16 protein-coding genes and 1 pseudogene are annotated in these 20,996 nt (G+C 37.7%); 4 read left to right on the top strand and 13 right to left on the bottom strand.

Annotated elements, in window-relative coordinates:
• Positions 1-127: 127 nt before the first annotated feature.
• The 6 genes from BMX83_RS02875 to BMX83_RS02850 form a co-directional block, all read right to left on the bottom strand.
• Positions 128-1,756 carry a glycoside hydrolase family 13 protein gene (locus BMX83_RS02875; RefSeq protein WP_091633075.1) on the bottom strand — a complete coding sequence of 543 codons (1,629 nt, stop codon included), beginning with the start codon at positions 1,754-1,756 and terminating at the stop codon, positions 128-130.
• Between the two features lie 23 nt (positions 1,757-1,779).
• Positions 1,780-2,442 (bottom strand): beta-phosphoglucomutase, encoded by a 663-nt coding sequence (pgmB, locus tag BMX83_RS02870; RefSeq protein ID WP_091633073.1) that lies wholly within the window; start codon positions 2,440-2,442, stop codon positions 1,780-1,782.
• A gap of 277 nt (positions 2,443-2,719) precedes the next feature.
• Positions 2,720-4,999, bottom strand: coding sequence for a glycoside hydrolase family 65 protein (locus BMX83_RS02865; protein ID WP_281242032.1), 2,280 nt, complete (start codon positions 4,997-4,999; stop codon positions 2,720-2,722).
• A gap of 23 nt (positions 5,000-5,022) precedes the next feature.
• The gene (locus BMX83_RS02860) at positions 5,023-6,900 is read right to left on the bottom strand and encodes a glycoside hydrolase family 13 protein (protein WP_091633071.1); all 1,878 of its coding nucleotides are present in this window, start codon (positions 6,898-6,900) and stop codon (positions 5,023-5,025) included.
• Positions 6,901-7,184: 284 nt separating this feature from the next.
• Positions 7,185-8,132, bottom strand: a complete 948-nt coding sequence (locus BMX83_RS02855; protein ID WP_091633068.1) for a LacI family DNA-binding transcriptional regulator — start codon at positions 8,130-8,132, stop codon at positions 7,185-7,187.
• A 78-nt stretch (positions 8,133-8,210) separates the two neighbouring features.
• Positions 8,211-9,212, bottom strand: a complete 1,002-nt coding sequence (locus tag BMX83_RS02850) for a DUF2399 domain-containing protein (RefSeq protein WP_091633065.1) — start codon at positions 9,210-9,212, stop codon at positions 8,211-8,213.
• Positions 9,213-9,430: 218 nt separating this feature from the next.
• Between BMX83_RS02850 and BMX83_RS02845 the strand changes: the two genes are divergently transcribed.
• Complete coding sequence (locus BMX83_RS02845; RefSeq protein WP_177170473.1) at positions 9,431-11,728, top strand: S8 family serine peptidase; 2,298 nt, start codon at positions 9,431-9,433, stop codon at positions 11,726-11,728.
• A 164-nt stretch (positions 11,729-11,892) separates the two neighbouring features.
• On the opposite strand, the gene BMX83_RS02840 is transcribed toward BMX83_RS02845, so the two are convergent.
• The 7 genes from BMX83_RS02840 to BMX83_RS02810 all read right to left on the bottom strand — a co-directional run bounded on the left by BMX83_RS02840 (position 11,893) and on the right by BMX83_RS02810 (position 17,940).
• Entirely contained in the window at positions 11,893-12,222 is a 330-nt protein-coding gene (locus BMX83_RS02840; protein WP_091633060.1) for a hypothetical protein, read from the bottom strand.
• Between the two features lie 94 nt (positions 12,223-12,316).
• A complete protein-coding gene (locus BMX83_RS02835; RefSeq protein WP_091633057.1) occupies positions 12,317-13,012 on the bottom strand; it encodes a hypothetical protein in 696 nt (231 codons plus the stop codon).
• A 10-nt stretch (positions 13,013-13,022) separates the two neighbouring features.
• Positions 13,023-13,934: a hypothetical protein gene (locus tag BMX83_RS02830; protein WP_091633054.1), complete on the bottom strand. Its 912-nt coding sequence runs from the start codon at positions 13,932-13,934 to the stop codon at positions 13,023-13,025.
• The gene (locus BMX83_RS02825) at positions 13,912-14,859 is read right to left on the bottom strand and encodes an ATP-binding cassette domain-containing protein (RefSeq protein ID WP_091633050.1); all 948 of its coding nucleotides are present in this window, start codon (positions 14,857-14,859) and stop codon (positions 13,912-13,914) included. Before BMX83_RS02825 ends, BMX83_RS02830 begins: the two co-directional genes overlap by 23 nt.
• Positions 14,856-16,049 carry a hypothetical protein gene (locus BMX83_RS02820; RefSeq protein ID WP_091633048.1) on the bottom strand — a complete coding sequence of 398 codons (1,194 nt, stop codon included), beginning with the start codon at positions 16,047-16,049 and terminating at the stop codon, positions 14,856-14,858. Before BMX83_RS02820 ends, BMX83_RS02825 begins: the two co-directional genes overlap by 4 nt.
• Before the next feature lie 10 nt (positions 16,050-16,059).
• Positions 16,060-17,226, bottom strand: a complete 1,167-nt coding sequence (locus tag BMX83_RS02815; protein ID WP_091633045.1) for a hypothetical protein — start codon at positions 17,224-17,226, stop codon at positions 16,060-16,062.
• 237 nt (positions 17,227-17,463) lie between these two features.
• Complete coding sequence (locus BMX83_RS02810) at positions 17,464-17,940, bottom strand: GNAT family N-acetyltransferase (RefSeq protein WP_218141914.1); 477 nt, start codon at positions 17,938-17,940, stop codon at positions 17,464-17,466.
• A 133-nt stretch (positions 17,941-18,073) separates the two neighbouring features.
• Here BMX83_RS02810 and BMX83_RS02805 point away from each other — a divergent pair, with 133 nt between their 5' ends.
• The 3 genes and pseudogenes from BMX83_RS02805 to BMX83_RS02795 form a co-directional block, all read left to right on the top strand.
• Positions 18,074-19,048: an ABC transporter ATP-binding protein gene (locus BMX83_RS02805; protein ID WP_091633043.1), complete on the top strand. Its 975-nt coding sequence runs from the start codon at positions 18,074-18,076 to the stop codon at positions 19,046-19,048.
• Positions 19,045-20,565, top strand: coding sequence for an ABC transporter permease/substrate-binding protein (locus tag BMX83_RS02800; protein WP_091633040.1), 1,521 nt, complete (start codon positions 19,045-19,047; stop codon positions 20,563-20,565). The genes BMX83_RS02805 and BMX83_RS02800 overlap by 4 nt, the downstream gene beginning before the upstream one ends.
• Before the next feature lie 193 nt (positions 20,566-20,758).
• Positions 20,759-20,996 (top strand): annotated as a pseudogene (locus BMX83_RS02795) (IS4 family transposase); the annotation flags it as partial.

The following is a 20,996-nucleotide window of genomic DNA, read 5'->3' as shown; positions in this document are numbered from 1 at the left end:
GAAATCTGATTTGTTAAAACATGTTTTGTAAGTGATTACATTTTAACTATATAAGCTTTCGTTAGCGGTTGCAATTGTTTTTCCAATGTTACCGGTATCAGGTTTCCTCTCATACTTTACTTACTTTTTAACCCCTTTTTAATTCCAAAACAAAGGCTTCAAAAGGCTGTAATTCTATGCTTTCCAAGTCAATTTCATTTCTACCATAATTCGACATAATTACTCTTTCGATAGAGTTGTTCTCAGGCATTTTCAATTCTTTGGTTTCTTTGCTGACATTGGCTAAAACTAACCAGGTTTTATTTTCGTAGCTACGCTTATAAGCAAAGAGTGTTTCATCTTCGGGTAAAAGCAGTTCATAATCACCCCATACAACAATTGGATTTTCCTTGCGTAGTGTAATGAGTTCCTTGTACGTATAAAAGATAGATTCATCCGATTCAAGGGCTGCTTCAATATTAATGTGTTTGTAATTAGGTTGAACGGGTAACCAGGGTTTGCCAGTAGTGAACCCTGCTTCTTCCGTTGCATTCCACTGTACGGGCGTTCTCGCATTGTCGCGTCCTTTAGTATTGATTGCATGTATAAGTTCTTCTTTAGAATAGCCCTCATCTAATCTTTCCTTGTACATGTTGATGCTTTCAATATCATCCACGTCGTCAATCGATTGGATGCTTCTGTTTGTCATACCAATTTCTTCCCCTTGATAAATATAGGGTGTTCCCTTCATAAGGTGTAGCAGAATCGCGAAGAGTTTAGCACTTTCAACACGATAGTTTTCATCATCACCAAATCGAGAGACGATTCGAGGAAGATCATGATTGTTCCAAAAAAGGCTGTTCCATCCTTTGTTTTCTAACTCAACTTGCCATTTACTCATTACCTTTTTTAATTCTATTAAATCAAGTGCTTTTAAATCCCATTTGCTGCCATTTGCTTGCTCATCCAGTTGCATATGTTCAAATTGAAAGACCATCGATAATTCATCACGTTCTGGATCAGAATAAAGCTTAGCTGTTTCAGGTGTCGCTCCCCATGTTTCACCAACGGTCATAACATCTTTATTTTTCAGAGTTAACTCGTGCGTTTCTTGCAAATAGTCATGCAATTTAGGTCCGTTTCCAGTTATTTTTTCATCTGGTTTTTTACCAATTAAGTCGATGACATCCATGCGGAAACCACCGATACCTTTATCAAGCCAAAAATTCATCATGTCGTATATTGCCTGGCGAACCTCTTCGTTCTCCCAATTCAAATCTGGTTGCTTTTTGCTAAATAAGTGAAGATAATATTGTTCAGTCTTTTCGTCATATTCCCAAGCTGGACCACTAAACGTGGATTTCAAGTCATTGGGTAGGTCGTCATTAACGGGATCACGCCAGATATAATAATCGCGGTATTTATTATCTTTACTTTTCTTTGCTTCAACAAACCACTTATGCTCGTCACTTGTATGATTGACGACCAGATCCATAATGATTTTAATGCCTCGACTATCTGCTTCTTTTATAAGCTGATTCATATCCTCCATCGTTCCAAAATCTGGATGGATTGCCTGGTAATCACTGATATCATATCCATTATCGTCATTAGGTGACTGATACACTGGACTCAACCAGATAGCATCAATACCTAGATTTTCTAAATAATCTAAACCACTGATTATTCCTGGAATGTCACCAATACCATCCCCATTACTATCTTTGAAACTACGTGGATAAATTTGATAAACAACTGCGTTCTGCCACCACTTCATAAAGTATTTCTCTCCTTACATTCTTATTTTTGGGCTTGATTTAAAATGTCATTTAAAGTTAGTTCTTTCGTGCTTTCTACAATATAATCGGCTTTTGCCATTGCAGATTTCGAGCCAACTCCAACTGAAAATATCCCTGCTGCATTGATTGATTCAACACCAGCTTCAGCATCTTCCAGACCGATACATTCATTTGGTTCTATTCCTAACAATTCAGCTCCCTTAAGGAATATCTCAGGGGCTGGTTTCCCAGCTTTTAATGAAGCCGGATCAACAACAGTTCCTTTAAATAAATCATCGATTCCTAGTTGTTTAATTATTTTTGGACCATTCTTGCTTGCGGAAGCCAAGGCCATCCCCATTTCTTTTTCCTTAGCTTCTTTAAGTAATAATTCTATTCCTGGAAGTAAATCATCGGACGTAATTTTTTCAATATATGTTTGGTACTCTTCATTTTTTTGAGCGGCCAGTTTTAACTTGTCTTCTTCCGTATACTCATTTTCTTTGTTTCCATGTTTAAGAATCAAATCCAGTGAATCCATGCGGCTAATTCCTTTTAATTGTTCATTAAATTCCCGATCAATTTTTATATCAAGTTTCTTTGCCAAACTTTTCCATGCTAGATAGTGATATTCTGCTGTATCTGTGATTACGCCATCTAAGTCAAATATTAATCCTTTAATCATAATGTCCTCCTTGTGATTTCTAATTATTTTAACTATGAAAAAAGAGAGATCATCATCTCTCTTTTTTTCTGTTATTGCTTTTATAGGGGGTAAAATCATTTTATGCTTACTGATATACTTTGAAACTACTCACTCAAATTATGACAATAAGCGTGTAACAGCTCTCTCGTTTTAAGTGATACTCATCCACTGTGTTTGCTCTCTCTGTTAGTTCAACAAAAGAGCTCTTTTGCTTTTCAAAAGTGAGAACTCATCCGAAGATACGTTCTATTCTTTTTTACTTTTGAATAGCTTGTTTGAGATTGTCTTTGAGTAGGACTTCTTTATCGTATAATGTGAAGCTTAGTGCGTCGCCTTCTTCTAAGACAAACTCTACCGTTTCTTTATGAACGATGACTTGAATTAGTCGTCCACGATACTTCAGTTTAAAGTCATATCCATTCCACTTTTCAGGACAATAAGGGGCAAAAGACAGCTCTCCAGTCAATGTACGCATACCTGCAAATCCATGAACGATAGACAGCCATCCACCGCTCATTGATGTAATATGCAGGCCGTCTTCAGTGTCGTTATTGTAATTATCCAGATCCAAACGCGCTGTCCGTTCATACATTTCAAAGGCTTTTTCTATTTTTCCTAATTCTGAAGCGAGAATCGAATGGACTAAAGGTGAAAGAGACGATTCATGCACAGTCATTGGCTCGTAAAAGTTGAAATTATTTTCTTTCTCAGAAAACTTGAATTCATGATTCAAAAAGTACATGCCCTGCAAGACATCTGCCTGTTTAATAAATGGTGAGCGCAAAATTTTATCCCATGACCAATTCTGATTGATTGGGCGTTCATTTTGGCTAAGAGCATCTACCGGGCGCAAATCCTTATCCAAAAACGTATCATGTTGAACGAAAATATCTAATGCCTCATCTTCAGGGAAGTACATATTTGAAACAATATCTTGCCATTGATTTCGTTCGTGGTCGCTGATATCTAACTGCGCTTTCTTTTCATTAGATAATTTATCCAGTGTTTCTAATGTATAACGCAACGTCCAAGCAGCCATTGTATTGGTATACCAATTGTTATTAACATTATTTTCATACTCATTTGGCCCAGTTACGCCATGGATCATATATTTTTTTGCACGTTTTGAATAGTGAACACGGTCGGCCCAGAAGCGAGATATACCTGTTAATACTTCAACGCCTTGATCAAGTAAATACGACTCATCATCATAATACGTCGTGTAATTAAATATTGCATGAGCAATCGCACCATTACGATGTATTTCTTCAAAGGTAATTTCCCATTCGTTATGACATTCAATTCCTGTAAATGTCACCATAGGATACAAAGCGCCTTTTAACCCTTGTTTGGATGCATTAACATATGCTTCTTCAAGCTGGTTATATCGATACAACAATAATTGTTTGGATACTTCCTTATCCGTTATCGACAAGTACATAGGTAAAATACACGATTCTGTGTCCCAATACGTTGCACCCCCATATTTTTCGCCCGTAAAGCCTTTAGGTCCAACATTTAAACGCGGGTCTTCTCCGTAATACGTTGAGAACAGTTGGAATATATTGAAACGAATCCCCTGCTGACTTTCCGCATCTCCATCAATCACAACATCGGCATTATTCCAACGTTCTGCCCACTCATTTATATGTGCATTCTTTAACTCATTAAATGATTCCTTGCTAGCTTCATCTAGAATACCTTGTGCGACTTTTATGTGATCCGACGCCGCTCTATCCCGACTTGTTACTACAGACACATGCTTTGTCAACGTGACCGTTTCCCCTTCAGGTACATTTCCTTTATAGGTTTCAGACACCATCATTTCAGCTTCGTTTGTATCCTCTTTACTTAGTCCTTTAACATGATTACTCATCATTGTTGTCACTGTAAATCGCTCAGTTCCAAAGTTATTCTCAAGCGTTTTTGTTGTTAAATATGGATACGGTGTTAAGCCACGATCGCACTCAAGCCAAAACTTCTCATCATAGTTACTATCTTCATTTACGACATCTCCGTCAAGAAGAGGCATTATTTCAATCATTGGGTTACCTCGAAGCACTTTTGCCTCAATATTGATGACAGCTAATTCCTTGGTTTTAATACTAACAAAGCGTGTGAAATTAAATTCGACTTCGATACCGTCTTTAGACCAGACGTATGTACGCTTAAGTAGTCCTGTTTTCATATCCAGTTCAAGCTGATATTCTTTTACTTCATCGACGGCTAAATCAATTGGGTGTTCGTCAATAAGAATCCTTACAGGGATAAAGTTTGTTGCATTGATGACCTTGCCAAAATACTCCGGATACCCATTTTTCCACCAGCCAACGCGTGTTTTATCTGGATACCATATACCGGCTAAATATGTTCCAATATGCGTATCACCAGAGTATCCTTCTTCAAAATTTCCACGTAACCCCATGTAGCCATTACCAATAGATGTTAAACTTTCTTGGACGCGTTTATCCTGTTTAACCTCAGTAGTGATCACTTTCCATGGGTCAATTTTCGCTATTCTTCTCATTATCTCCACATCCAATCTCTAGAATCTTACAATCAAGTTGTTCGTATTGCTTCAAGTAATACCTTTCGTTTCTTTGCACGTTGACGTTTTTTACTCATGCGTTGCTTCTTCTCTTCTTCGTTATCTACATAATAGTATACTGAAAAACCATTCTGATGAAGGACTTCATCCTGTTCATAGGTCTCTTCATTAAACCCAAAAACTTTTTTTGCATTATAAGGGAGTAACGGGAGAAAGGCTGCATCCTCATCTTGGTTAAAGTAGAAATGCAGTTCTTGATTCCCTAGCTTACGTTTAAAGCCAATAAATTGCTCATCATCCCTAACATCGTGCCATTCGGTCTCTCCGTGACTTAAAATTTTCTGATATTTTTTACGAAATTGAATAAGTCCTTTGGAGAAGTCAAGCATATCATGGTCTTGCTTGTTTTCATCCCAGATCATACACTTTCGACAATCAGGATCCGCTTCCCCGTCCATGCCTATCTCCGTACCATAATACATGCACGGTGCACCTGGTTGTGAATAGAGAAAAGCCATAGCAGATTTCACAAGGTGCTTATTCCCGTTAGCCTTTGATAAGACACGAGGTGTATCATGTGAATCCAATAGGTTAAACATAACCTCTGTTGTTTGCTTTCGGTATAGCATTAATTGACTATTCAAGCTAGACACCAAACGGGACGGTGAGAGTATTTTTTTAAAGAAATAATTCTCAATATTATCAGTAAATGCATAGTTCATAACCGCATGAAATTCATCCCCATTCAACCAATTCTGGGATGAATGCCATATTTCTCCTAAAATATAGAGATCTTCTTTAATTGCGGTTGTTTCTTTAAAGAATCGTTTCCAGAAGAAATGGTCCACTTCGTTCGCTACATCCAATCGCCAAGCGTCAATATCAAATTCCTTGATCCAATAAGTCGCGATATCCAGAAGATAGTCTTGAACTTCCGGATTAGCTGTATTCAACTTTGGCATATGGCCTGTAAAGGCAAACGTATCATAATTTACACGACCAACGTTCTCTAATTCATCTGTACTCAGACCGCTGACATCCTGAACTGGGAAAGAGTGAATATAGAACCAATCTTTATATTTAGATTTTTCTTGATGTTTTAAAATATCTTGCCATTGGCTGGACTGAATGCCTACATGATTAAAGACGGCATCAATCATAATACGGATACCACGTTTATGAGCTTCATCCACAACTTTTTTAAAGAGAGCCTTGTCCCCAAAGTCTGGGTCGATCTCTTTGTAATCAATTGTATCGTACTTATGATTAGAATGTGCTTTAAATATCGGTGTGAAGTAGATACCATTGATACCTAGACTTTCTAGATAATCTAATTTATCCAGCACACCTTGTAATTCCCCTCCGTAAAAATCATCACGGGACGGATGCGCTTTGCTCCCCCAAGAAAGCGTGCCTTTGGGATCATTACTCTTGTCTCCATTATTAAAACGATCTGGAAAAATCTGATACCAAATGGTTTCACTCGCCCAATCCGGCGCGCGAAAGGCATCAATTTCGTGAATATAAGGAACCCGGAAATAGAAATTCATCTGTTCAAGGAATGCTTTTTCAAAGGGATAGACTCCCTGATCGGAATAGAATATCTCGATGCCGTCCTTTCCAATCACTCGAAAACCATATGCCATGCGTTTTGTCGGTTCATGTGTATCAATCATCCAATAGTCATGCATATTTGTCGTTGCAACTTTCTTCATTTCTTTACCTTCTGTATACCATTTTTCTTCATCCAAAGAATAAGGGTCACCACTAATTAATTCAACACTATCGACGTCTTTTGCTTTCGTACGAATGCGAATATGATAGTGTCCTTTTTCGTATAAATAAGCATACTCACTTTCTGAGCGATGATAAATTGCTGCTGTATCCATAAAAAGCTCCTTTTATATAGTATAATTTATTTTTAATTGTTTATTTAGTTATTCATCTTCTTTAATTGAAGCGATTTCAATTCGATTTTAGCATTTAGAGATAAATAAACAAGAACTATCGTTGTGTTATCGGTAACAGTTTCATATGTAATATAAAATAACGGTCTCTCCCTTTTATTTTGTTCTGTTTTTCCATTTGGCATTTGATCCTATCACCGAACAAGAAAAAAACTCTTAACTAGACGAACAAGCCGTCCAATTAAAAGCTTTTTTTGAGTAATTACTTAACGTGTCGTCCCGCCACGTTTCAACTCTGTTTCAAACAATTGATTTCCTTGTGGCTTCCCGTCTTGGTTCACTTTTTTCAATACCATCCTGGCACAAGCGGCTCCCATTTCGGTAATTGATTGTTTCAATGTCGTTAAATGAGGGTGGGCAATTTGATCTAGAAATACGCCGTCATGTCCAATCACTCCATAATCTTCTGGAATATTTCCATTTTGTTCTTTAATTTCACGTACTACCCCCATCGCTAATCGATCTGACGCACATAGAAACAACGTGTTTTTTTGAAATTCATTCCAATGTTCCTTAATAAAAGCAGCTGAGTAGCGGGAGCGATTACCCAGGGTATAAGTACATGCTTCTTTTCCATTATCAGCCATTACTTTTGTATAGCCCTTTTCCCTAGCATGCGCAAAGGGTTCATCAATATCAATACCAATATAAACGATATTTTCATACCCTTCTTCGATGGCATATTGCGTTGCCTTTGCCATACTTTGTTCATTGTTACTATCGATGAAGTCTTCGCCCATTTCATTATGACCAAAAAGAACAACAGGCTTATCCAAATTTTTGATAAGTTCTTCATCCTCTTTTCTCATGCCACAAACAATAAAGCCATCAGAATCACCAATTTGAACGTTGTTTCGGGTTAATAATTGTAAACTATATGCGTACTTATCTAATTCATTCGCAATTCCTGTTAAGAGAAACATGTAATACGGTTCGGTTGTATCCATTTCTTCCAAAATAAGTAATTTGATAATTTGTGTCCGCTTATTGGCTAACGCCTTTGCGGCTGCATTAGGCCGATAATTTAATTCTCTCATGGCCTCGTATACAAGTTCTTTCAGCTCATCCCTTACTTGCTCGGGATGATTGATCACACGTGAAACCGTCATTTTTGAAACATTCGCTTTCTTTGCAACATCAGTTAATGTAGCCAAAGATTTTCTCCTTTCACTATACTTTTAATTTTAAATCGTATCATTATACCGTCGTTTATATCATAGAACAGATGCTCTCTAATTTCTATAATAATGTTGTAATTCTTCTATTAAATCAGCAATAACTTTAATCATTTTCCCCGGGTGCCCCTGATCACGCATTTCATCCTTTAAGCATGCCAAGTAGTCAACCTGCTGTTTATTTAATAAAGAATAATCTAATTCGGTTAACTTTACATTTTTATCTTTTGCCTTCAAATAGGTTTGGATATCCATTCGCCACGTCTGAGTCTTATTCGGATAACGTAATAACAGCTCTTCTGCCCGCACAATACCAGCAGGGGTTAAGTCTCCGACAAACCGAAGCTCTGAGCCATTTTCAACGAGACGATCTAAAATTTCCCAAGTTGTCTGTGTCCATTGTTTTTGGGTACACATCATCGGTAAAACAGGGACACTATCAGCGATACGGCTAAACACCTCTGCATCATCAAAAATCCAAACAATCGCCTGCTCATGCGCAGGATAAACAGCTCTCAACTTCCCTACTTCTCGCAAAGGGATGGTCAACACACTATGCGTCCAGACTGCCGCTTCAAAAACAGGATGATATCCTGAACGTGTTTCTGCATATAAATTAGCGATAGTTACCGAATCCGATATGTCCTCTCTAAATAAAAGATAGTCGTTTAATAATGCTGTTATGGCGTCATTATTTTCAGGATAGTTAATGCTCTCTTTTTTATCCATACGCTTCGTTTCTGCTAATACATGTACCCATAATTTTCCTAGCGTACTTCCAGGGTCAAAGGCATTAGCATCGAGTGTAATAATTTGGCTGAATACGGATAGACTAACTGGTCGTGTTGGGAGCAAACGAATCCCTTCGGATAAATAGAGTAATTGTTGTTCAAATTTTTCTGGTGAAACAGTGATAATATCATATATCCATTTTACGTCTTCACTATTTTCTTTTATATAAAATAACCATTCACTCATCAGAGGAAACTCTTCCTGTAGGTCACTGAGGAAATGCTCATAGTTAAACATATTCTGCCACTTCCTTCTTTTTACTAACATCTATCTGTCCCATTTATACTACCATTTTTAAATAAATATCATAGGATTTCAACAAAATGTGACTTATTCTGAGATGATTCTTTTCTAAAAAAGAGCTTTTCATCACTCTTATCCTTCTTTCTTGTGATACTATATTAGTACATGCTGCTATGAAATATACATTAGATAGATTAAATAAAAAATACATTGAAGCAAGAAAGATAAAGGAGTCAGATTGTGTGAGTAAAAATATTATAAGAAAAGGGACAAAGCTAATACTTTTAGTCTTTTTGTTATCCTTCTTCTTACCTGCTAGTAAACTATTCGCTGAAGAAAACTCAGATAAAGCAGCGTCAGAAGAATATATAGATATCATTGTTCGATATAAAGAAACCGTTCCTGATGAAGATTCACTGGACCCACGTTTTAAAAACGTTACTACGATGGACGTCTTGCCTATTCAAACAATGTCGGTTCCAACTTCGGCGGTCAGAGATATTAGTCTTCAGGAAAATGTGCGACGCATTACTTACGATCAAGAAGTTGAAACAAGCCAGTCTACTTATCCAGTAAGTAGTGAAGACTGGAATCAAGATATGATTGGGACGTTTGATGCATTTGAAGAAGGCTATACTGGAAAAAATGTGAATGTAGCCATACTGGATACAGGTTTCTACCAACATTCAGAAATCACTTATTCAGGCGGCCATAGTATTTTTTTAGAAGATGATGAGTTGGGCCCTGACCCATGGACAAATGACCACTCTGGACACGGGACACATGTGGCCGGAATTATGGGCGCAAAAAAAGGCTCACGTACACAAGGTATTGCGCCAGGGATCAATCTTTATGGTGTTAAAGTTTACCATGAAAGCAAGGGATCTAAAACGCGTGTTGGAAATTTACTCTCCGGACTCAACTGGGCTATAGATAACGGAATGGATATTATCGTCATCAGTTCGGGCTATGCGCACCCGAATAACGAAGTGCACGAAGTTATTAAATTAGCTGCTAGTAAAGGCATCATGACGGTTGCGGCAAGTGGGAATATGACAGAAGAAAATGTCACAACGGATTACCCAGCTGCTCACGAAGAAGTCATTGCTGTAGCGGGTGTTAATCAAAAACAAACTCATGTTAGTGATTCCATGATAGCTCCCGAAAATGAACTCGCTGCTCCGGGCCAGAACATTTTAAGCTTAGGTATTAATGGTGCTCACGTCGCCATGTCTGGGACGTCACAAGCAGTTCCACACGTGGCTGGTATTGCAGCACTTTTAATGGAAAAATATCCTAATGATAGTACACGGACTATCCGTCAGCGTATGATTGATCGCTCACTGGATTTAGGCGAAACAGGACGTGACCTTATTTACGGCTATGGCCTTGTTCAGTACGCGAAACAAACCACGGATGAAGAGCCTGATGAACCTTTGGAAGAAACTCCCAAAGAAGACACCGAAGAACCTAAAGAAACTGACGATGAAAAAGAAACACCTGAAGACAAGTCAGATAAAGATTCAGAGAAAAATACTGAAGACACAAATCAAAACGAAGAAGATAAAGAGAAGTCAGAAAATATAACATCTGATGAAAACGATGATTCCACAAATAAAGAGACCGCTGATTCTGAAAAATCCGGTGACAGTAGCAAAGATGACTCAGAGGAAACAAAATCAGAGGACCAAACCACTGATGTAGAGTCAAATAAAAATCAGAACAAAGAAGAAGAGTCATCCGAAGAAACCGAAACGACAGATGACGAAGCGGATAAAAAAAGTGACAAAGGAGCGGCCCAACAAAAAACAGTTTGGATTCGTCCTTCGGAAACAAAAGGCGCTGCTACGGTCGCAGATGAAGATATCAAAGGTATTGCCGAAAATGGCGTTCTCGCTATCTCTTTTGATGCCTCGCTTAAGCATATAGATCAAGTCAACTTATCTCATGATCAAGTGGATATATTGAGGAATAAAAATATTATCCTTTTAATTGCACGTGCAGATTTAGAATGGGTCATCCCTTCCAGTAATTTATTGGACGCAAATGCTCAAATAGTTTTTGATAAAGCCAAAAAGGCTGTGGCTTTTGATAGTCTTACCAAAGGCAATCCTTTAACTTTTAGTATTGAACAAGACGGTAAAGCTTTGACAGACTTTCCTTCTCAAATGACTTACCGCTTTTACACACCAGCGGCAGAGTACAACGAGGATGCTTTATATCAATGGTCTGAAAGCGAAGAAACATGGTCTATGCTAGGTGATGCTTATACAAAAGGGGGCGTTGTTGGCGTAACTAATAACACACCAACGCTTGCTGTATTTAATCCAAAAGAACTGGCATCGGCTCAGGCTGACCTTAAGAAAAAGAAAGAAGACGCTACGAAAAATGAAAAAGAGTCACGCGAAAAAAATGTGGAGGAAGCATCTGCTAGCGTTAAAGATAGTGCATTGAATTTCCCAATGCTGTTAAGTAGTATATTGGTTGTTATTTTAGTTGTCTCAGGCGGCTTTTACTTTTTCAAAAGAAAATCCAAGTAATAGTTTTGAAGTGATGTTACCTAAAATGAATCAATACACGTTAAAATATAATTACAAAACGCAAAAAGGCTGAGACGAAAAAGTCCCAGCCTTTTTTATTTAAAATAAAAAGCCCTGCTTAAGTCACATGACAAAAACAGGACTATCATTATAAAATTACACACCTATCTAAATGAGTAGGAAGACCCTCGACGTTTTGATTTATTTCGTAGTTTATAAATGATTGGATTAAGTATGGCTAAGATAAGAATGCCTAAAAACATATAAAAAGTTAATGAATCTCCCTCTAGTGAAAGTTTTTCTAAAAACATATTTTCAGTAATGATTAAGGCAATGGCTACCGATGCATGAGTAATGGACACGACAAGCACAGAAAAGAAAGTGACGACAGCGTCTCGTCCTTTTGGTAGGATAGACAGGATAAGAAACAGACCTAATATAATAAGAATTAATCCAAAAACTAAGCGGAACTGTGTAAATACTTCTATATTCATAGTAATCTCCTTTGTTTTTATTTCTTCCCTTATTTTACAAGTCTTGAAGTCAAAACACAACGACGAGTTAGACCTCTCCTTCTGTTCAAGTTAATTAATAAAATTGCCGTCCAAAGTTCCAACCACTGATCATTTCATTTATTGATAATGCATCATTTACATCGATATCCGCTAACACTCTCTGCTCAGTTTCTGGCAGCGAGAGCGAGTCAAATATAATATTAGGCTCACTATAAAAGCCAATATCTTTGAATCGCTCATCTGTCAAACTAAACTCAAAGCCAACTAGCTCTCGTTTTTTCTTTGTCCAATTTATTTTCCCTTGTAAAATAAATACGTACTGACTATTTTTACCATAAGTAAAATAATGATTATTTTCATTTGATCCAGCATAATCATAGCTAAAAGGAATGCTCACCTTTTTTGATTCGTACATTTTAAGTGCCTTCAAGTTTTCTTTCAAGGTTCCAGAACGACGATACGTTTTTACAATAGAAGGATCTTCTGACGTTTCAATGCCCAGTATAGTTTGAGATGACCGAATTCCCGGATTAATATAGTCATTTTGTTCTATCCAATAATTGTATCTCAGATGACCAAAGACAAAATAAACCACACTCAGTCCAACCAAAACAAAATAACCGCGACTGAAATATTTACGGGATGTTTTATTAGGATCTGTATAGGTATAAGTAAAAACAAAAGCAATTGTTAAAAAAAGCAGCAAGATAATGACTAGCGGCATAATAAACGTATAGAATTGCTCAGCTCTTATCCAGGATAAATACATAGTTGCCTCCTTAGTTTACTTTCAATTTCAACCAGTCAAGCATTGGTAAATACAATTTATCTCCCTCTTTTAAATGAATGACCGGCTTGACGGACTGATACGGTGCATCAGTCTGTTCGTCTTTTTTATCTTCTTCACTCACATCTTCCGTTTCATACCTTGCTTCATTCAACTCTGACGCCGATGGCTTAAGACCTCTGTTAGCTGTTAGCTCAACGACTTTTACTGTTTTTTCTGTAAAGTGGTAGAGCACTGCTGTACGTGGAGCAGCGAAGTCTTCCAACATATAAGATCCTGCTTCAATATGTTTTCCTACTTCATAATGTCCTGCTCTTAAGGTTTCAGTTGACGCAAGTTCAGGTTTAGCATCTGCTTCCATATCAAACGGATTCAATAACGTTTTCTTATTATAGTGTACATAAATTTCAGAAGATTCTCCATCAACGTTTACCGTTTGCCCCTCACGTAAGTCAACCACAGCTTGCATCACACCGATTCTTTCCTGAAAATGATTTTCAAATGTAACCAGACCATTATCATCAAAAACCGTTACGTTCCCCGCACGAATCGTAAATACTTGAGGACTAAAATCACTGGGATGGCCTTCCAATATTACACGTCCTTCTGGTAAATCTTCTCCTACTTCATAGGTCCCAACGTTTAAAGTTACCGTTTCTTTGTCTGAAAATTCTAAGGACGGTTCAAATAGCGAGTCACTCAGCGGATGTCTGAAATAATAGGCTTCATTTTCTACATTGATTTGTTGCGTTTGGTCATATTGCTTGATAGCTAATTCATTGGGTTCAACAGGCTTCCCATCATATAAAGGTGAACGTATCCCTGCAAAGGAGCATCCTGTAAGAATTAAAAAGAGGACAGGTACAATAATCAATGTCTTTTTACTTTGAAACAGCTGCTTCATCCTCATGCCCCCTATCATATGAATGAATATCCAGACCATATAAATGTGAGTAATATTCAGAAGTGCCCAGAGGTCCTACTGTGATTTCAACATTTTTTAAATGCCGTAATTGTTTATAAATCCCTAATTGTTCAGCTTCACTTAACTTATCAAGTGGAATACAAAGAATGTTATTCCCTAAATGTATCGTTTTATTTGGCAAAGAGACAGTTTCTTGTAGCTGCTTTGCCTGTTGTTCTGTGCATAAAAGTTTAAAGTAATCCTTTTTTTCATCCTCATGGTCAAAGATGAAGTGGACCTGTCTTTCTTTAAGGAAAAAAACTTTATTTGCATATTCATCGAGATTATCTAGTAAATGAGATGCTACGATAATAATTTTCCCTTGCGTTCTTAATTCAATCAAAATATTTGAAACAAGTGACACGTTCTCTGGATCCAAGCTATTCATCACTTCATCCATAAACATGATGGGTGTGTCCGAAGCAATGATCATAGCAAAACACAGACGCTGTCGCATGCCCAGTGAATAAGTACTGACTTTGCGGTCAACATAATCTCCCATATCTAACTGATTGATTATACTTCTAACATTACCTTTATCCCCTGACCACATTTCTGCGTACATCTCGATATGCTCTGTTCCACTGAAATTCTCATGCAAATCAGACTGATCTGGAAAAAAAGTAATCAGCTGGTGGAGCTTTAAAATATCCTTGTCACTTGATGTATACTCCTTGTCATCGACGAATATTTGTCCGGATTTAACTGGAATAAAGCGCATAATAGCATTGAATAACGTTGTTTTTCCTGTTCCATTTGGTGCCACCAGTCCAATAATCTGACCATCCGTTAATTTGAAAGAGATATCATTCAAAATCTCACGCTCACCATAAGCTACGTTTAAATTTTTCACTTCTAATGTCATTGTGTCACCCTCCTTTTCAGTCCAGATCGTTGTGTCGGAATCAATTTAAAAATAAGATGGAATACACCTTCAAGAATTAGCCATATTAAAAACGCAATAATCGGTAGTTTCCAGAACGTGATACCGGGTAAATTAAATAATGCTGCACTTTCCCCCGTCACTACAGATACAATTTCGGTATAAAACGAAGGTTGCCAGGAAGTGACTGGATTGATTACCGTCCATAACTGTGGCAAGAAAACAAGGACAGCTACAATGAAAAGAGTAAGGTAAATATTTTGAATCATCCAACTGAGTCCCGTTATGATGAGTAGGAAAATATAGCTAACAATCATACCAAGTCCAAATAATAACAGGCCGTACTGCCATAAAGGGATATAGGTTATGGCTTGATTGACATAAAGAGCAACAGGATAACTTAAGCTCCCAGTGGTTTCAAAAAATAATGATAGGCCGTAACTTACCCCGAAACCAAAGAAAGCACTCACCCAGGTCATCAGCCACAATATAAAACTACGCGTTCGCCACGTTGTTTTCAAGGCCACCGGTAATCCTTGGGTCACACTATAGTGATTCACTTGATCTTTCGTAAAGTGATCTCCGGCTAGTAAAGCAATAAAGATAAACAACACAATGGATATAAATAATTCCAGCTCCTCTTTTAAAATTTCAGATGAGGCATAGGGATTCCATTCAATGGCAAGATTATTTTCATCCAGCGCATCGTAAAAAGCAATGTCTTGTTTTATTTCAGCTTTTGTAGGCAAGTAGACTGAGGTCAGTATGTCATGCGATTCAAACTCCGTGGCCTCAAGTAAAAATAAATTATTCAATGCCATCTGTTTACCGTTTTCCAAATAATTTGAAACAACATCTTCTACACCTTCCACCGTATTCCCCTCCCGCTGAGTTAAAATATAGCGGTTAAGTCCTATCAAAGAAGAATTTCCCCCAAGTCGTCGCTCCACTTCTTCACCCAGCTCCCCTTCAAAATGCGCATCGGGAATCAATCTGAATATATTATGTGCATCGCTGTACTCTGAACGTAATTGCATTTCCGGTAAAACAACATTCTGCTGACGATAAAGTAAGGAGAATGATCCTAAGAAAAGAAAGAAACCAATCAGTATCAATCGCGTCTTCCAGTCTCGTAAAAGCAAACGTCCATTCCATTTAAAAATACGCTTCATCTTTCTCCTCCTATCTTACGTAAGCTTGCCGCTTGATTAGCTTAGTCGCAGTGTAATTCAGTATTTCAATGATGACTAGTGTCATAACGAGAACAAGCAAACCTCTGTCATAAGGGAAGGCTAATCGATTCGTTATAACGTCACCAAAAGCGTAATAACTCTGTGGATAAAAGGACATCGGAACACCAAGCAACTTCTCCGTCCCTGCGCTGTAATAAAGTTGTGGAAACAAAAGAATAAAGACAGATACGATAAATGTTACGATATCATGCTTTATAATTAAGCTAAACAACGTATTCAGTCGGGTAAAGCCATACATTAAGAGTACTAAATAGGGCACACTTTTCAGCAAGAATGTTCCAATTTCCATTGTAGTTAAGGTTGGTGCCAAGTAAGTAGTGCCGGCTTCTCCAATCATCCCCACTGGCATAGCAAATGAACCGAAACCATAAAGCAGCCCGTTTAACAGAATAAAGATACTGAATAGCGCTGTAAAAAAAAGGGTGACAAATCCAAGAGCTGTCAGTGACTGGGCAAGTAAATAGCCAAACCAATTTATAGGTACACCTGCTTTTTGCGTACGCAGTGCGCGATCTTTTGTTATGACGTCACTAATCATGAACAGCAAAATCAAAAGCAACACATAAGGCCCTTTTCCAATCATAAATAGATGAAGCTGTTGGAGACTCGTACGCTCGTGCACCATATGAAAAGTTAAAGGCTCTGCTTTTGTTAGGTAATAATCTGTTTTCTGATTTAAGAAATACCACTCTTTATCATAACCTTGAATAGAGAATGCCTCTTCTTGCTCATCCTCATTCTCATCATCTAATGGCCGGTAAGGTGTTTCAAGATAACGTCTGACATCTCCATTTTTCAGCGTCGTCAACAATTCACGTTGATTCACGTATTCATTACGTGCCACCTCATAAGCACTTGTGCCTGTAAAAAACGTTGGAACGGTGAGCCCTTTTTCCAATTGGTCCTCAAAGGTTTGCTTATTCGCTTCCATCTGGCGTTCAAGCTTGGTGATATCCACCTCATCATGTCCCGGTCTATTGGGCAGCAACACTAAACTATGTAAAAGAACAGCGCCCAGACATAAAACCATAACTAACCGGTTCTTTTTATTTCTCCACATATATGTAAATGTTTCACTTATTATCTGTTTGATCATACTACCGTCCTTTTCAAAATCTCTTTTGTCTAATCATTTTATCATATAACTACTATAAAAAAGAGGGTTCTTATCATTTTAATTTAATCTCCATTTATAAAAATCAATTAATCTCCTGTAGTTACTTTTACCTTGATTAAAAAACAATTGAAAATAAAAAAGTAGCCTCGTTCAAGGACGAGGCTTTTCAATAAACTCCACAATAATGAATGGCGGTAGTTTGTACTACTGTTTTATTCAATCAAAACTCTTCAAATACCAGGTGTCACAGGCGTTGTGTTCATAACCTTCTAGTGGTTCACTCAATTTTAAAAAGCCATATTTTTCATAAAGACTGTTCGCTTTATTCAATGAAGCAAACGTATCAATATAGCAGGCATCATACTTTTCTTCCGCAAATGCCAATGCTTTTTTTATCAATAGATGCGCATAACCCTGACCCTGTTCCTCGTCAAGGATGTAAAGTTTTTGCAGCTCCCCAATGGTCTCACTTTGACCAAACCTACCAATACCACACCCTCCAATAACCTCGCCATTTTTTACGATGACCCAATAGGCATGTTTTATTTTTTTATAATAGTCATGAAGCTGGAATAAGTGTGGATCAAAGTAAGCTGTCCCTGGCAAATTCAAAGCTCTCTTTTCCAGAGTTTTTTGAATGATTTCTCCCATTATTTTATTATCGTTCTCCTCAATAGGTCTTAATTTAATCACATAATTCATCCCCTTTATTCAATGAAGTATAGCGTTTATTTAATTTTACTTCAATAATGATGAGTATATGATTACATGATAATTAGTAGTGTTTGTTATACTTGATGAAGAAGAAAAAGGAGGACGGAAAAACATGATACGTTTTGATAATGTTACTAAACGTTATGATAAGATAGCTGTCGTTTCTGATTTTAATTTAGAAATCAATGAGGGCGAATTTTTTGTCCTTATTGGTCCAAGCGGAAGCGGCAAGACAACAACTTTAAAAATGATTAACAAACTCATCCTTTTATCTGAAGGGTATTTATATATTGATGATGGAAAGATTAGTGAGTATGACATCCAAGAACTTCGTTGGAATATTGGTTACGTTTTACAACAGATTGCGCTTTTTCCAAATATGACTGTTGAAGAGAATATTACCATCGTGCCTGAAATGATGAAATGGTCAAAAGAGGATATGAAAGATCGCGTCACTGAATTACTTGCCAGTGTGGATTTGGATCCGGAGACTTATCGAAAGCGGCAAATATCAGAATTGTCTGGCGGTGAGCAACAGCGTATCGGTGTTATTCGAGCACTCGCTGCCAATCCCGATATCATTTTAATGGATGAGCCGTTTGGGGCTTTAGATCCGATAACACGAAACAGCCTACAGCAAGACGTTTTAAAATTGCAACGAAAATTCAAAAAGACTGTTGTTTTTGTGACTCATGATATGCAGGAAGCCATACAGCTCGGAGACCGTATTTGTGTCATGAACCAAGGAAAAATCGAACAAGTCGGTACAGCTGATGAAATATTAAAGCACCCTGCCAATGATTTTGTAAAAGAATTCCTTCGCACAGGTTTACCCCATTATGATGGTGAAAAAACAGTCCAAACGCTCTTGGATAAAGAATTCTATACAACTGAAGAACTTAGTTATGATGAGACGATGTCTGCCGAAACCTCCCTAGATGACTTAACACTTGCTCTGGCTCGTTTCGAAGCAATTAAAGTGGAAACAGCTAAAAGTCCTGTGTATATCACTAAAGATCATCTTATTCATTATTATGCCCATGAAATTCAAGGCGAAAATACTGGAAGAAAAGAGGTTGAAGCATGAGTGAGCTACTAGAAACCTTACAGTCAAGGCAACAAGATCTATGGATCGCTTTGATTGAACACATGCAGTTGTCTTTCATTTCACTATTCATTGCTGTTCTTATCGCGGTGCCTTTGGGTATCTTTTTAATGAACCATAAAAAAATTGCAGAACCCATTATTCAAATTACAGCTATTTTCCAAACGATTCCTTCCCTAGCGATATTAGGCCTTTTAATTCCGCTGGTTGGTATAGGATCCATTCCGGCCATCATGGCACTCATTGTATACGCCCTTCTTCCGATACTAAGAAACACATACACCGGATTAACGGGTATTGATCCATCACTTAATGAAGCCGCCGATGCTATGGGTATGAATAAATCACGGAAGTTGATAAAAGTTCAGTTACCTTTAGCTTTGCCTGTTATTATGGCAGGTATAAGAACGGCCACTGTTTTAATCATAGGTACTGCAACTGTTGCTGCACTGATCGGTGCTGGCGGTCTAGGGAGTCTTATACTTCTAGGAATTGACCGTGGAAATAACTATTTAATTATTTTAGGTGCCGTACCAGCCGCTTTATTGGCTATCCTTTTTGACAGACTGCTCAGCTACTTACAGCATACGTCGTTCAAAAGAACAGCCATTATCCTTGGTTCAGCAATTGTTATTATCGGAGGCTTTCTTGTCGTTCCCCTATTCAACTCCGACGAAGATGACTTAGTTATCGCTGGAAAAATAGGTGCTGAGCCTGAAATTTTAATGAATGCTTATAAGCTTCTTATCGAACAAGGTACAGAACTCTCAGCTGAGGTGGAACCAAACTTTGGTAAAACCACGTTCGTTTTCAACGCCTTGCGCTCAGGTGAAATTGATATCTACACAGAATTTACCGGTACTGTTTTAGGAAATTTCTTTGATATCGTACCTGAACCTGGTGTATCTAAAGAAGCCGTTTATGAAGAGGCCAGAGATAAATTGCAAGATGAGTATGATATGACCTTGCTTGATCCGATGGCTTTCAATAATACCTATGCATTAGCCGTAACATCAGATTTTGCAGAAAAGTATGATTTAAAAACTATTTCCGACTTGAAGCCTGTACAAAATGAAGTCAATGCCGGTTTCACTCTTGAATTTAATGACCGTGAAGATGGTTATCCTGGTATTCAAAAGATGTACGATTTAAGCTTTGGCGAAGTCATTACCATGGAACCACAGTTACGCTATGAAGCAACTGAACAGGGTGACGTTAATGTCATCGACGCCTACAGTACGGATAGCCAGATTGAAGTGTATGATTTAGTTGTCCTAGAAGACGACATGGGCCTCTTCCCTCCTTATCAAGGTGCTCCTTTGATGCTAACAGAGCTCATTGAAGAACACCCTGAAGTCGAGGACGTCCTATCTGTCTTAGATGGCGCAATCACAAGCGCTCAAATGAGAGAGATGAATTACCAAGTAGATGTTGAAGATCGTTCAGCAGAAGAAGTCGCCCGAGAATTCTTAACTGAAGAAGGATTTCTTGAAGAGTAGGTAGTACCTTAGGCTTATATAGTCAATACGAAAAAGGAGCGGTTCAGCCTGTGAAATCAGGATCTGAACCGCTCCTTTTTTATAGTTATTATCACTAGTGTTGCATTAAAATTTTAAGCATTTTAAAGCATAAAAAAATCCTTTATAATGGGAGTGGATGACTTATCCAAGACCATTACAAAGGACCAACAACATGGATAAGTATAAAACAAAAATGACCATAAGCAAATGGTTTTCGTTTATAAATTTAGAAAAATTAAGTGGTAAATCTCAAAAAGCTATTCAAAGCTTTGATGCTTACGTCAAAAAATTAACATTTGACCGTGCTTTGAAACTCTTTTTATTCGCAATTAATGATGAAACAAACAGTTTACGCCATCTAGATAATCAGTTGGTAAATCCAAAACTTAGAAAAGCAATTGGAGTTGATG

It is taken from the genome of Alkalibacterium gilvum (assembly GCF_900109085.1).
In the GTDB taxonomy this organism is placed as follows: Bacteria; Bacillota; Bacilli; order Lactobacillales; family Carnobacteriaceae_A; genus Alkalibacterium; species Alkalibacterium gilvum.
This window is presented reverse-complemented; position numbering and strand designations above follow the sequence as displayed.

Excerpts from the sequence above, each read along its gene's own strand:
- BMX83_RS02820 (WP_091633048.1), bottom strand. The coding sequence starts at position 16,049 with ATGAAGCGTATTTTTAAATGGAATGGACGTTTGCTTTTACGAGACTGG.
- BMX83_RS02825 (WP_091633050.1), bottom strand. The coding sequence starts at position 14,859 with ATGACATTAGAAGTGAAAAATTTAAACGTAGCTTATGGTGAGCGTGAG.
- pgmB (WP_091633073.1), bottom strand. The coding sequence starts at position 2,442 with ATGATTAAAGGATTAATATTTGACTTAGATGGCGTAATCACAGATACA.
- BMX83_RS02830 (WP_091633054.1), bottom strand. The coding sequence starts at position 13,934 with ATGAAGCAGCTGTTTCAAAGTAAAAAGACATTGATTATTGTACCTGTC.
- BMX83_RS02860 (WP_091633071.1), bottom strand. The coding sequence starts at position 6,900 with ATGGATACAGCAGCAATTTATCATCGCTCAGAAAGTGAGTATGCTTAT.
- BMX83_RS02815 (WP_091633045.1), bottom strand. The coding sequence starts at position 17,226 with ATGATCAAACAGATAATAAGTGAAACATTTACATATATGTGGAGAAAT.
- BMX83_RS02800 (WP_091633040.1), top strand. The coding sequence starts at position 19,045 with ATGAGTGAGCTACTAGAAACCTTACAGTCAAGGCAACAAGATCTATGG.
- BMX83_RS02835 (WP_091633057.1), bottom strand. The coding sequence starts at position 13,012 with ATGTATTTATCCTGGATAAGAGCTGAGCAATTCTATACGTTTATTATG.
- BMX83_RS02840 (WP_091633060.1), bottom strand. The coding sequence starts at position 12,222 with ATGAATATAGAAGTATTTACACAGTTCCGCTTAGTTTTTGGATTAATT.
- BMX83_RS02850 (WP_091633065.1), bottom strand. The coding sequence starts at position 9,212 with ATGTTAGTAAAAAGAAGGAAGTGGCAGAATATGTTTAACTATGAGCAT.
- BMX83_RS02805 (WP_091633043.1), top strand. The coding sequence starts at position 18,074 with ATGATACGTTTTGATAATGTTACTAAACGTTATGATAAGATAGCTGTC.
- BMX83_RS02875 (WP_091633075.1), bottom strand. The coding sequence starts at position 1,756 with ATGAAGTGGTGGCAGAACGCAGTTGTTTATCAAATTTATCCACGTAGT.